14 protein-coding genes are annotated in these 13,638 nt (G+C 36.9%); 4 read left to right on the forward strand and 10 right to left on the reverse strand.

The window, feature by feature from the left end:
* Positions 1-22: 22 nt before the first annotated feature.
* Entirely contained in the window at positions 23-517 is a 495-nt protein-coding gene (locus ACU68U_RS05565) for a TDE2712 family protein (protein WP_294685572.1), read from the reverse strand.
* Positions 518-622: 105 nt separating this feature from the next.
* A complete protein-coding gene (locus tag ACU68U_RS05570) occupies positions 623-1,408 on the reverse strand; it encodes a patatin-like phospholipase family protein (RefSeq protein WP_446762895.1) in 786 nt (261 codons plus the stop codon).
* Between the two features lie 79 nt (positions 1,409-1,487).
* Between ACU68U_RS05570 and ACU68U_RS05575 the strand changes: the two genes are divergently transcribed.
* The 3 genes from ACU68U_RS05575 to ACU68U_RS05585 all read left to right on the forward strand — a co-directional run bounded on the left by ACU68U_RS05575 (position 1,488) and on the right by ACU68U_RS05585 (position 3,513).
* Positions 1,488-2,411 carry a YdcF family protein gene (locus tag ACU68U_RS05575; protein ID WP_446762896.1) on the forward strand — a complete coding sequence of 308 codons (924 nt, stop codon included), beginning with the start codon at positions 1,488-1,490 and terminating at the stop codon, positions 2,409-2,411.
* Positions 2,412-2,493: 82 nt separating this feature from the next.
* On the forward strand, positions 2,494-3,108 hold the full coding sequence (locus tag ACU68U_RS05580) for a hypothetical protein (protein WP_446762897.1): 615 nt from the start codon (positions 2,494-2,496) through the stop codon (positions 3,106-3,108).
* A 162-nt stretch (positions 3,109-3,270) separates the two neighbouring features.
* Positions 3,271-3,513 carry a type II toxin-antitoxin system Phd/YefM family antitoxin gene (locus tag ACU68U_RS05585; RefSeq protein WP_094206721.1) on the forward strand — a complete coding sequence of 81 codons (243 nt, stop codon included), beginning with the start codon at positions 3,271-3,273 and terminating at the stop codon, positions 3,511-3,513.
* 1,001 nt (positions 3,514-4,514) lie between these two features.
* Here ACU68U_RS05585 and fic read toward each other — a convergent pair.
* From fic to ACU68U_RS05600, 3 genes are all read right to left on the reverse strand, one after another.
* Complete coding sequence (gene fic / locus ACU68U_RS05590; protein ID WP_446762898.1) at positions 4,515-5,090, reverse strand: protein adenylyltransferase Fic; 576 nt, start codon at positions 5,088-5,090, stop codon at positions 4,515-4,517.
* Between the two features lie 886 nt (positions 5,091-5,976).
* A complete protein-coding gene (locus ACU68U_RS05595) occupies positions 5,977-6,711 on the reverse strand; it encodes a carbon-nitrogen hydrolase family protein (protein WP_446762899.1) in 735 nt (244 codons plus the stop codon).
* Positions 6,711-7,214 carry a GNAT family N-acetyltransferase gene (locus ACU68U_RS05600; protein ID WP_446762900.1) on the reverse strand — a complete coding sequence of 168 codons (504 nt, stop codon included), beginning with the start codon at positions 7,212-7,214 and terminating at the stop codon, positions 6,711-6,713. Before ACU68U_RS05600 ends, ACU68U_RS05595 begins: the two co-directional genes overlap by 1 nt.
* Before the next feature lie 152 nt (positions 7,215-7,366).
* On the opposite strand from ACU68U_RS05600, the gene trhA reads away from it, so the two are divergent.
* On the forward strand, positions 7,367-8,008 hold the full coding sequence (gene trhA, locus ACU68U_RS05605) for a PAQR family membrane homeostasis protein TrhA (RefSeq protein ID WP_446762901.1): 642 nt from the start codon (positions 7,367-7,369) through the stop codon (positions 8,006-8,008).
* Positions 8,009-8,105: 97 nt separating this feature from the next.
* Here trhA and ACU68U_RS05610 read toward each other — a convergent pair whose 3' ends face one another.
* The 5 genes from ACU68U_RS05610 to ACU68U_RS05630 all read right to left on the reverse strand — a co-directional run bounded on the left by ACU68U_RS05610 (position 8,106) and on the right by ACU68U_RS05630 (position 13,527).
* Positions 8,106-9,275 (reverse strand): hypothetical protein, encoded by a 1,170-nt coding sequence (locus ACU68U_RS05610; RefSeq protein WP_446762902.1) that lies wholly within the window; start codon positions 9,273-9,275, stop codon positions 8,106-8,108.
* A 137-nt stretch (positions 9,276-9,412) separates the two neighbouring features.
* The gene (locus ACU68U_RS05615) at positions 9,413-10,264 is read right to left on the reverse strand and encodes a class C sortase (protein WP_446762903.1); all 852 of its coding nucleotides are present in this window, start codon (positions 10,262-10,264) and stop codon (positions 9,413-9,415) included.
* Complete coding sequence (locus ACU68U_RS05620; RefSeq protein ID WP_446762904.1) at positions 10,251-11,090, reverse strand: class C sortase; 840 nt, start codon at positions 11,088-11,090, stop codon at positions 10,251-10,253. Before ACU68U_RS05620 ends, ACU68U_RS05615 begins: the two co-directional genes overlap by 14 nt.
* Positions 11,077-11,943, reverse strand: a complete 867-nt coding sequence (locus tag ACU68U_RS05625) for a class C sortase (RefSeq protein ID WP_446762909.1) — start codon at positions 11,941-11,943, stop codon at positions 11,077-11,079. The genes ACU68U_RS05620 and ACU68U_RS05625 overlap by 14 nt, the downstream gene beginning before the upstream one ends.
* A 177-nt stretch (positions 11,944-12,120) precedes the next feature.
* Positions 12,121-13,527 (reverse strand): MSCRAMM family protein, encoded by a 1,407-nt coding sequence (locus ACU68U_RS05630; RefSeq protein WP_446762905.1) that lies wholly within the window; start codon positions 13,525-13,527, stop codon positions 12,121-12,123.
* Positions 13,528-13,638 lie beyond the last annotated feature (111 nt).

Raw genomic sequence — 13,638 nt, forward strand, 5'->3', positions numbered from 1 at the left:
TAAAGAGCCCCATTAGCAAATTCTATTTTTGCAATAATTTAATGATGTGTTCTCTGAAATCTTCTCCGTCCATAGTAACAGCACCTGTGCCACCAAAAATATCCACAGATACCTTGAAGAAGTTCACAACTAATTTGTCTCCCAAATCATAGTGTTCTTCAATATGACCTGGAACGAAAATCAATTCCTTCTTGTCTGTTTCAACATCATCAAGATTCAAATGTTTGATAGGGTCAACCATGGCTTCAACCACACCCATATCTTCCATCATCCACATGTTGTTGTTCCAGAATCTTTTTTCTTCAGGACTTCCACCATTCAAAAGCTCTTTGTTTGTAATAGATGATAAAACTCTTCTAACAGCTTCCTCATCAAATTTGTCATTGTATATTAATTTCATTTCGTCTCTATTAGCCACATCAATGATAAAAGATTCAGCAACCTTTTGACCTTCTGACGCTGATTGCCAGAAATATAGCATCATTTCAACTACTTCATTATTAATTTTAATGTTCATTATTCAGACCTCCTTCTTTCAAAAATTCTCTATATTAAATATTATACAACTAACAAAAACTTTTTCCAACAAAATTTTCAAATTTTATCATATTTTCCAATAATTCTACAAATTTTCTTTTTTCAAATCCGCATACACCTTCATCGTATCATCATATCCAAGCTTCAAACCGTATCGCATCTTTTCCTTTTCAAACTCCAAAACTTTTGGAAAATCTCTGTCCCACGTTTTAATAATCGTGTATTTTGGATTTTTCTTCAACTTATTCGTCAACAAATACGGCTTCAACGACACAATCACGACCTCATCGCACACATCATCAATCATCTTGTACGGATTATTCTCCATATATCCACCATCAATCAACCTCTTACCGTCCAATTTTTCTTGCTTAAACACCAGCAAATTAGAACTTGCACGCAAATAATCTCGTAAGTGACCTTGTGGAATATCCTCAATAAACAAATTCAAAACCCTTCTTTGTTCCACATCAACAGTATTAAGACCGAACTTCATCCTAGATTCACGGACTCTTTTCTCATCAATATATTCGCTCAGTAACTCATTCAAAGGCTCCACCCCGAAACCCTTGTTATCGATAAAATCCTTCGCCAAGCCTAGCTTATCCTTCGCATTTTCTAAGCAAAGCCTCTCCTTCATAATAGAATTGACATCATTGTCCTTTACGCTAATCACATCATCGTAAGTCAAATTCTCCCACAATTTATACGCAATCTCCCAATCGCCCTGGCAAATCATAGCCGCATTGATAGCTCCAATCGAAGTTCCCACAACATAATCAAAGTCAATTCCCATTTCCGCCAAAGCCTTGTAAGCGCCAATCTGATAGCATCCCCTCGCTCCGCCGCCTTCTAACACTAACCCTCTCATAAAAACCCCCTTCTTAATATGATTATATCATCAACCAACCCTCAATTGTGTGATATAATTTTTCGTGAAAGGAAAAAACATGTACACACTACTACTAATATCTGCGATACTTCTAATAATCGCAGCCACAGACAACTTCATAAGTATGTTCACAGCAACAAGCATCATTTTATTCGTAATTAGTGCCATCGGACTAATATTTTCACCAAATTCCGGAACAATTTTGAACATAATCATAGCGATTAACGTAATCACAAATTTATTTATCCTTGCGATAATATCATACAGACTCTACCAAAAAGCAAAAGTCAAAGCCAACATCGCACTTCACTTATCAGCAAGTTTACTATACATCGCAATGATAGCAATAAACTTGTTCAAAATATTTGACCTTTACAAATACATAATAGGAATGAATTTGTATCTGAGCTTAATTGTACTGTCACACCTACTTGGAAACCTCATAATCAAATACAAAAAAATCGCCACAGATTTTGACTACATCGTAGTCCTTGGAGGATCCATGAAAGGAATCGAACTCTCAGAACTCATCAAACAAAGAATGCTCACATCATTTGCCTACTACAGAACCAACAAAAGCATAATGATATTTTCCGGTGGCAAATCCAACGGAGACATCGAAGAATCCGTAGCCATGAAAAACTTCGCCGTCCAAAACAACATCCAGGACACAGATATTTTATTGGAAAAACTTGCCATGAACACAATGCAAAACATAGAATATGTCAAAAATCTGATACAACAAGATACTGAATATTACAATAAAAAAGTCTGCGTCATCACCAACAACTTCCACGCATTCAGAACCAAACTCATCTGCAACAAAATGAAAGTCAATTGGACAGTAATACCCGCAGAATCCAATCTCAATTCCAAAATCAACACCTACCTAATAGAATTATTAGCCGCAATCTACCTAGACATCGTACTTCACATCATAATGCTTCTCATCATCACCATAATAATAGGCACCTTAGTATAATCGTAGCTATATTGTAGACATTCTCCTGATTGGAAAATCGAAATAGTGGTATAATATATATAAAGAATCGGAGGAGGATTTTATGAAAAACATTAAAAAATTTGGATTATTACTTGCATTAATCGCTTCAGTATCGCTATCAAGCTGCAGCAGCGAACAATCATTAACTAAACCTGATACAACAACATCAACAGCTGAAGACAGCAAAAAAGATACAGCAGCCGACACACAAGAAAACAAAAAAGAAGACACTGATAAAACAGAACAAAAAGAAGATAAAAAAGAAGACACTGACAAAAAAGAAGACACTGACAAAAAAGAAGACACACAACAAGACGACCAACAACTTACAGATGATGAAAAATCAACAATAGATGAATTCGTAGAAAGATTAGAAAAATACGAAGTAGGAACAGCAGGAGCATCACTTAAAATGGACAGACTATTCACAGAAATAGTCAACAGATGCGAATTCCTAGAAACAAAACCAGAACAATCACAACAATACTTCATCAAAAAAGTCTCAGAAGTAAAAGACACAGAAAACTTCAAAATGGCAGTCAAAGCATTGAAAAACACAATGGACTACTACAAAGAAGACAAACAAGCATACATCAAACAACTAGAAGATAGCGGATCAGAATGGAATCCACAAATCAAACTCGAAACATTAGAAAATCTAGTAAACAATTTCTAATAGAATTAGGAAAGAAGCTGCAAAACAGCTTCTTTTTTTGTGAGAATAAAAACCTCTTCAAAATATGCAAAGCAGAAAACCACAATTGCCCGAATATCTAGCTTAAGAAAATAGGTTTAATTTATCCTAAATAGTGGTATAATTTTATTAGGAGGGATAATCATGAAAATTAACACAAAAAATCTTGTATCAATCACAGAAGCAAACCAAAACTTCTCCAAAGTAGCACGACTAGTAGATGAGCAAGGATCTGCTGTCATACTAAAAAATAATAATCCTAAATACGTAATTATTAAATATACTGAATTTGAATCAGAACAAAATGCTGATGATGAATGCATCACAGAAATCTCAAAAAGAATCTTAAAACAAAATAAAAAAGCTTACAAGGAACTCTCAAAATAAAAAATTGCCAACATATCATAAATTAAAACAAAGCAGAAAACCACAATTGCCCGAATATCTAGCTTACTAAAATAAATAAATCCTAAGCTCATAAACCTAAAATCTCAAGTGCGAGCTTCGCTCTGGCACCAGTGAGATTTCTTAACGGTTCATTTCGCTTGGATTTATAATTATTTTCTCCAGATGATATTCTATAGCAATTGTAGTAATCTGCTTTTTTCTCGTTTAGAGATATATAAATCTGTAGTAAAATTTCAAATTCGTATCCACGATTTTTATGGTATTTCATGCGAAAACCATAAGATTATACATAAATTCCTTTAGAATAAAAGGCTTTAACTAAGCGAGTCATCTGGAAAAAATTTAGAAAACTCAATCGCAGAAATCCGGCCAAAATTTTACCGCGTAAGCGAAGCGTGCTTCAAATTTTAGGATTTCGAGATTAGAGGCTTTCCAATTTTTGGAAGCTAGACGATGCGTGTTAAACCTTTTTATTCTGGTTTGAAACAACGTAATTCTTGCAATCAAAACCCTATCCTTGTCTACCTACACACGAATTCTCTGCTCCCAATCCAGCAACTATAACTCCAGTCCTTACCTACCTAAGCACCAGCCCCATACAAACGAAAATTCATTCGAAAAAATCCGTCAAAATCAGGAAGCTAAGCGCAAGCAAGCGGACTGATTTAGGATTTTGAGAGTTGAATTATCAACTTTCTCCCCCTAATCCCCCAGAGGTATGATCCTTTAGAATAAAAGGCTTTAACTAAGCGAGTCATCTGGAGAAAATTGTGAAAACTCAATCGCAGAAATCCGGCTAAAATTTGACCGCGTAAGCGAAGCGTGCTTCAAATTTTAGGATTTCGAGATTTGTTGTTTTCCAATTTTTGGAAGCCAGAGGAGCGAAGTTAAACCTTTTATTCTGGTATGAAACAACCTAAATCTAGCAACAAAAACCCTGTCCCTGTCTACCTTCACACGAACACTCACACCTTACTCCCTTACTCCTCTATATCCTCAATATCATATCTATCCAAATCCTCATACACATACGACTGTTGAATACCACGCAAATAAACACCCCTGTCATCAATCTTGTCCGTCAAAGCATTCTTCAACAAGTGTTTAATCTCCAAAGAATTCACCGGCGACCTCTCCATAGCACTCAAATAATCAGCCCTGTCCACCATCGCCCAGTCAATACATTTGTTCAAATTCTTCTTCAACATCAAATCCAGCCAAATCCTAGTCGCACGACCATTCCCTTCCCTAAAAGGATGTGCCACATTCATCTCCACATACTTCTCAATAATCTTGTCAAAAGAACCCTCAGGCATCTTCTCAATAATCGCCAAATTGCTTTCTAAATACAACAAATTTGCAAACCTGAAATTTCCCTTTGACAAATTCACATCACGAGTCTTCCCTGCAAAATCAAAAATATCCTGAAACAAAAACCCGTGAATCTCCTGCAAACCCTTGTAAGTACCAACCTCAAAGTCATTGATAAAACCCTTGTCCCAAAGCTCAATAGCCCTTCTTTTAGACAAAAGCTCCTCATCAATAAAACGACCCATCAAACACCATCCCTTCTTATCATTATTTTATGTAAAATTCCACGTGTCAATTATTATACGGTTATAATTCTTATCATTGAATATTACCTTTTATACATAAATCCTTTAGAATAAAAGGCTTTAACTAAGCGAGTTATCTGGAGAAAATTGTGAAAAATCAATCGCAGAAATCCGGCCAAAATTTGACCAGGTAAGTGAAGCGTGCTTCAAATTTTAGAATTTCGAGATTAGAGGCTTTCCAATTTTTGGAAGCCAGAGGAGCGAAGTTAAACCTTTTATTCTGGTACGCGACAAAGTAAATCCCGCAACAAAAACTCGTCCCTGTCTACCTTCACACGAACTCTCTGCTCCCAATCCAGCAACCATAACTCCTATCCTTACCTACCTAAGCACCAGCCCTATACAAACGAAAATTCATTCGAAAAAATCCGTCAAAATCAGGAAGCGAAGCGCAAGCAAGCGGACTGATTTAGGATTTTGAGAGTTGAATTATCAACTTTCTCCCCCTAATCCCCCAGAGGTATGATCCTTTAGAATAAAAGGCTTTAACTAAGCGAGTCATCTGGAAAAAATTGTGAAAACTCAATCGCAGAAATCCGGCCAAAATTTGACCGCGTAAGCGAAGCGTGCTTCAAATTTTAGGATTTCGAGATTTGTTGTTTTCCAATTTTTGGAAGCCAGACGAAGTGTGTTAAACCTTTTATTCTGGTATGAAACCAAGTATTTCCAGCAATCATAACCTTGCCCCTGTCTATCTAGCCACGAATTCTCAACGTATCTCTAGCAACAAAACCCCGTCCCTATCTACCTTCACACGAACTCTCTAACCCCATCTAACAACTTATCCCTCACTCAAAACCTACCTACACACGAATTCTCTAATACCTCACCTTACAAACTCATACCTCAACACACCCGCTTCTCCTGGTTCCAATTCCTCAACAACCTTCCCTTGGTAAAACACATAAGCGCCACCCTTTGCCCTGTCATCCTCATCCACAAACGAATTCACAAACAACACCGGCATTGGCACAAGCTGAGATTGTTTCTTGTAGTCCTCAAACTCATTCTTAAACCAGTCCTTTACCGAAAAATCGACAAACACAGGCCACAACAAAATATCCGAGTCAATCATAGAAATATAAGTATACAAATCCTCATCCCAGAAATCACCGCAAATCAACGTCGAAAAACTCACTCCATCCATCTTGTACAAATACAACTTATCGCCTTCCCTGTAATCGCTGCAAGCAGAAGGTTCCTTCCAACCAGGACTCATTCTCCTGTAATTGTTAATAATCTCGCCACGTTTCGTCACAGTCAACTGCGAAGAATAAAAAGCACCATGATCATTCTCAATATATCCGAACGAAATCGCAACCTCATTCTCTCTCGCAATCCTACGAATCTCCGCAATCTCATTCGAATTTTGCGTCACAGGAACACCGACATCATCCTTGTATACAAAACTCAAACACTCAAACCCTTGCAGAAAACTCTCCCCAAACACACACATGTCAGCACCATTTTCAGCTTCCTGTCTCGCATACTTCTCAATCTGCTTCATATTAAATACCTTATCATTCAAACGCTGCTCCACAGCACACAAACTAATCTTCATTACTCAAAAAACTCCTTTGCATAACTCAACTCACCACGAGTCTTGAAACCATCCTCGCATCTCGCCATGAAATAATCATCCTCAACATAAAAAGGACACAAAATCCCGTAGTCTCTCGCCCTCGTGAAACCAAACCTCGTGAACACATCAGGCTCTCCCATCACGCAGACAAATTTCACACCTCGACTCATAACATCATCGACAGCATTTCCCACAAGCAAATCCACATTATCATCACTCAAATGCTCATCGTCAATGTAGAAAATCGACAACAACAACCCATCGAACTTCCTCAGACGACATTTCGTGAACATCACAAGCCCACAAATAGCATCTTCATCTTCCAAAACAAACGTACAATCCTCACAGAAACTCTCCGAAGCTACAATATCCGTGAATAATTTCACATCGCTCTTCTCCGAAAAACTGTACTTCATATTAGAATCTCTCAACAAATCACAACATAAGTCATAATCATCTGCACTATATAATCTATATCTCATAAATCCCTCTTTTTCATCATTCGTTACATCAATTATATCCTAATTCACACACATTTGCCATTTCTATCATCACATCACTCACCAACCATACACTCATAAAATAACCATATTTAAGTAATAAAATTAAATCATTACGAAACAAGGAGGAATTAATGCAACAAACTAAAAAAAGATACACAATAGGCGAAGAAATCTTCAACTCCGTAACACATGGAGTGGGAGTTCTAATAGCAATAGCGTTCATGGTATTGTTAATCATAAAATCACAAGGCAACCCTCCTCTCATAATCGCAAACATAATTTACGGAGTAAGCCTAATGCTGATGTTCCTATTCTCCACGCTATATCACGCCATCACCAACACCAAAGCAAAAATAGTCCTCAGATATTTTGACCACTCCGCAATATTCATCTGCATAGCTGGAACATTCACACCAATAATAGTTAGAGTGTTACAAGGCGCACAAAGAGTAGGATTTTTAGTAGCCGTTTGGCTTATAGCACTAGTAGGAATAATCCTCAAAATCACAATATTCAGGAAAAATCTCCAAGAAAAATACAAAAAGCAATCACTCATACTTTACGTAGTAATGGGATGGATGTCCGTTCTACTTATGAAAAAAGTCATCCAAATCTCTGGAATGCTTTCATTCATACTCATACTATCGGGAGGAATACTCTATTCCATCGGAGTGTACTTTTACGCCAAAAAACGCAAATACTTCCATTCAATATGGCACATATTCATAATACTAGCATCAGTAGCACAGTTTTTCGGAATATATTTCGGATAAAAAATAAATAGATATAAATTAAAAACGACTACCTCATAAGAGAAAGTCGTTTTTGTCTATTATGCACAGTAACATCAAATATTTAATAAATCAATAATTATTTTAGTGTTTCTCTTGCAAATTCATCAAACTCTTCATCAGATAACATTGTATCGTTTTTAAATAATCGTTTACCTATATATCCTCTCCTCATATTAGAACTCTTCTCATCAATTGTTAAGAAAAAATCTTCATGTAATTTATTAATCAATTTTAAGGAATCATCTTTTGTATAACTTAAATCATCTTGTAATACATTAATTAGTGACGGTAACCATGCCGTGTTAAATCTTCTAAATACAAATCTAGGTCTTGTAGTATTAATATCTTCATCAATATCTTTAAAATATTTCACTATTCTCCATATTATTATCCTTGCACTTAGCATACTTACATTTGAATTTAAATCTACGATTGAATCAGCAAAGCTAGGGTTATTTATATCTAATGTCTTAGAAAAACCTGGAAGTTTGCTTCTAAAAGGAAAAGCTTCTAAATCTACTATTTTCTTCGACATTTTTTCTAGTTTGTTCCATTCAGCATCTGATAAGTTTTTCATCAATGGTTGAATAGACTTTTCTTTATCCATGTAAGAAATAATAATTTGCGGAAAATACCTACTTAAATAATAACCATAATCCTTTTTTGGCGTTTTTTTGTTTTTCTCCATTTTTGAACGAAGACATTTTAATTCATTAAGTAATATACTACTTTCTGGATCTGTATTAATTATATAACTTGATATTTCTTTTTTAGTTTTTAAAATATCTCCGTTTTTATCTAAGATTTTTAGTGACTCATCGTCAGATTCTAATTTCCTTGCTTCCTCATAAAAACTAGTTATACCTTTGTTTTTTCTGCCGTCATATTGAATATTCGGATTCACTAAGCACAAAAACAACGTACCATTTTCAATATCTCCTCTAACATGACTCGGAATTCCATAATCAATACTTGCTGCCTTACCATTCTTATCCTTTAATTCATTATATAACTTATCATCTATCTTTAGCCATGAAAACTCCTTATCATCATTCTTCAAAGCTTCAAAGAAATCATCTAACAATTCATCAATGTCTTTTCCTTTACGTTGAGTATTCTCTTGCTCTGTATTCTTTTCTCTCCATGGATTATATTTTTCAGGAAATTTATCAATTTTATCTACGTTTCCTATTTTTTTCTTATAACATTCTACCAACTTTTCCAATTCTTCCGACTTTTTAGTCATAACTGCACCTCCACAAAACATTCCGTCATAATCTTTACAAATTATATATACCCAAATTAAAATATAATTATATATCCCCACTTCATTTCAAACAAAAAGGGTAGCGCAATAGAAAATCTATTGCACTACCCTTTATTTTATTTCTTGTGTTTTCTAATATCCAATACAAATTTTCTAATATTCACAATAAGCACAATCCACGCTAATATTGTAAGCGCCAACAAAACATAATCAACAGTCTTTGATGACGAATCGCTCTTAGTGTTCATTTGCACCGCATTTTTCTTATTCGTAGCATCTGTCGTAGCCTTTTCAGAATTCTCATCAACTCTCACGCAGTTAATCAAAATCCTTCTCGTAAACGGAGGATACATCGGATCGCACGACAATATAGTCAGCATATCCTTGTCTTCCACAGGCTTCAACCTATCCCAATCCGACGGACTAATGTACTCTCTTCCGACAACCTTGTACGTCAACGTCTTACCATGATGATGCACATACACCACATCATTCGAATACAATTGACCCACCTTCAACAACATAATATCGCCGTACCAACCCCTGTGGCCCGCAAGCACACTACGCCTGCCCTTACCACCCACAGGAATCGAAGTACCGTCAAGTTGACCGACACCCTTCGCCAAATGATTGTAACTAGCTCCCAAATAAATCGGCTTCTTAAAATTAATCTTAGGAATTTCCAAATACCCGAAAATCCCATTCTCATCAATCACCTTACTACTTTCAAGCTCAATATCTTCCGAATTAAAAGGATCCACAAGACCTGTCTCATCCACATTCACATTCGAATTATATTTGTCGATTCTTTCGGAAAGCTCAGTCGACATCTCACCTTGTGTCCTCAAAAAATCCTCCATCTTCTTATCTTGCGTGACAATCTTATACGACAAATTGCTCAAACAAAAAGTCAATATCCCAATCCCCACAAACAAAATCACATAACCAAACTTCCTACTTGATCTCATTATTCTTCTTCCTTCTTCTTTGTCTAATATAATACCACAACAAAATCGCAATAATAATCAGTGAAATAATCAAATAAATCTTGTACTTACCAGTCACTTGACTCACCAAATCCTTCTCCACAGCAGCAGGATTGTATTCCGTACGCTCAGCACGCACCAACAACCTGTGCGAATTAATCATATACGGAGTACAAGTCAACAACGTACAGTAATCCTTGCCCTCCACAACCAAAACCTTGTCGAAATCGCTAGGCTCCACAACAAAAATGTCGATAACCTTGTACGCCAACACCTCTTTGATATTGTGAATGTAGAACACATCGCCCTTCTTCATCTTATTCAAATCAGTAAACAGCTTCGCAGTAGGAAGACCCCTGTGAGCAGTCAACACAGTGTGAGTATTCTTGCCACCAACAGGAAGAGAAGTCCCCTCCAAGTGACCAACACCCTTTTGCAAAACCTCCTCGCTCGTACCAGCGTAAATCGGCAAATCCTGATTAATCTTCGGAATCTCAACGTGGCCAATCTTTTCCTTCACCTCAAGCATCCTAGCATACTCGCTAATCGCATTCTTCTTTTCCTTCTCAGAATAAGGATCCGCAAGCTTACTAGGATCCAAAGTCTTGTTGTAAATCTGAGCGAGCCTAATCCTCCTGTCAATCTCCTTCTTGTCCATCTTCTTAGCCGTAGTATCAAAATCGTGCACCGCACTATTAGCCTCAATCCTGTAGTACAACCTCGAAATCAAAGGATACATCGCCACAGCAAACCCCACCAAGAAAATCAACATATACTTCAAATTTTCCTTTAACTTAGACTTCTTCATGCTTATCCTCTACATCAAGTTCTCTCAACTTTTTCTTCGCCTTACGTTGACGATAAATCAAATACAACAAAATAGCGATAATAACCAAAGAAACATAGAACAAATACCTGTAAATATAACTTGCCTTATTATCAGCAATCAGAGCCTCATCCACAGCCGGAACATAAGGCACCCTGTGACCTCTAACCAAAAGCCTGTGCGAATTAATCATAATAGGAGTACAAGTAAGTAACGTACAATAATCATGACCCTTCACAATCAACAAATCGTTAAAATTAGACGGATCCACAATCTTAATCTGATCCACCTGATAAGCCAACGTCCCGAAAATATTGTGAACGTAGAACTTATCGCCAATCTTCATCATCTTCAAATCCGTAAACAACTTCGCCGTAGGAAGCCCACTGTGAGCAGTCAACACTGCGTGAGTATTGTTTCCACCAATAGGAAGAGAAGTCCCCTCCAAGTGGCCAATCCCAATCTGCAACACATCCTCACTCGTACCAGCATACATCGGCAAATCCTGATTAATCTTCGGAATCTCCACGTGGCCAATCTTCTCCTTCACCTCAAGCATCCTAGCATAAGCCTTCCTGCCCTCTTCTTGGTTCTTCTTATCATAAGGATCCTTGCTCACCACATTGTTCAACGAATCATTGTAGCCCTTCGCCAAAGCCAACCTCTTATCCAATTCCTCCTTCGACAAACCCTTCACAGCCTTGTCGAACTCCTTCACTTGATTTGTGGAATCCACCCTATAATACAACCTAGAAATCACAGGATACATCATCACACCAAATCCCAATAAAAATATTAAAATAAACACAAAATTATGCTTAATCTTTTTCCACATAACAATTACCTTTCTCAAACACCGATTTCCAAGTCAATTATACCCTAAAAAAATAAAATCGAAAAACATTTGAGCCCTCAAACATAAACAAAACCCTCACGCCAATAACCCAACTCACAATCGTAGATCACCTAGCATGAGGGCATGCTACATTCATATTCCAAATAATTTTTCGAATTACTTAATATTCTTTCCTATTAACTTATCGTCCTTCGCAATCATCCACTTACCTATGAAGAACATAATCGCACCGCCAATCATACTCATGAAAAATCTAATGTCCCCAGTCTTTGGAATACGACGAGTAATATCTCCACCTGGAGTTCTTCTTCTAGTAATATCGTCGCCCGGAGTTCTTCTTCTAGTAATAGTATCACTCTTATTAGTAATGAAAGCAATGGAAATAGTCTTGTCGTCGGCTTGCTTTTTGATTTCAAATTCCACAGGCTCACTCAACAAAATGAAACCTTCTGGAGCCTTTATCTCAACCAAGTAATACTTACCATAATCCATATCCTCAACAGCAAACTTACCATTGTCAGCACTTGTTACGATATAATCCTTGCCGTCCTTCTTCACAGGCTCAAACTTTCCATCCTTGTTCTTAGTCATAACCTTGAACATCGCACCACCCAAAGGCTTCTTTGCTTCATCAGTCTTCATGAAGTCGTGTCTACCCTTGTCCTTGTCCGGAGTCTTACTATTCACAACCCTAAGTTCCACAGACTTATCAGTAATAGTAAACTTAGTGTCCACATTCTTAATCAAATAACCTGCAGGTGCTTCCACCTCTCTGAAAATATAATCGCCACTTTTAATATCGTTGATTATAATCTCACCAGCATCGTTGGAAATATACAAGCCCTCATCACTTGATTTGTCTTCTTCCTTAGACTTATCATCCTTAGATTTTTTGTCTTCAGTTTTTTCTTCCTTGGATTTCTTGTCATCCTTTTCTTCTGTAGCTTCATCCTTTTCAGAATCCTTCTTCGATTCTTCATTTGAAGATAATTCCAATTTTTTATCTGAATCTTTTGATTTCAAAGTATCCTTGTTCTTCAACTCAACGTATTCGCTGCCACGTCTCACCAAAAGCTTAAACTTAGCACCCTTCAAAGGATTGCCGCTCTCGTCCACCTTCACAAGTCTCACATTAGTAGAAGATTCCTTAGCATGAATAGTCACATTCTTGCTGTCACCCTCCACATCATCTGGAAGGTTCACCAATACCGAAGCTATCTCCTTGTTACGTTTGATACCCGAAGTGTCACGCACATAATACGCACCCTTTTCCAAATTCCTAAACACAACCTCATTGTTGGAAAACTCCACATCAGCCTTGTTCTTGTATGTAGAATTCAGATTATTAACGGACAACTTATTCAAATCTCCAAGCTCAGTAGCCTTTTCGGAATCGGGAATCTGTTCATCCTTCACCTTCCACAAGCTCATCTTCCCCGTAACATCACCGTATTTCTTATCCACAGTCACAGTTATCGAATAATCACCCGCAGCAAATGAAGTGCTAGTCGCAACCATCGCCACCATTATCATAACCATCAAAATTTTTCTTAAAATCTTCATATTATTACCTTCCATATATATTTATATCCATTATCTTATCCTTCTAAAAGTGCAAATACCTCACATATTTGCACTTTTAGAAGAAGGAAAATTGCTTTTCCTCTCTTCTTT

Source organism: Finegoldia sp. P3-F-LR (assembly GCF_052932165.1).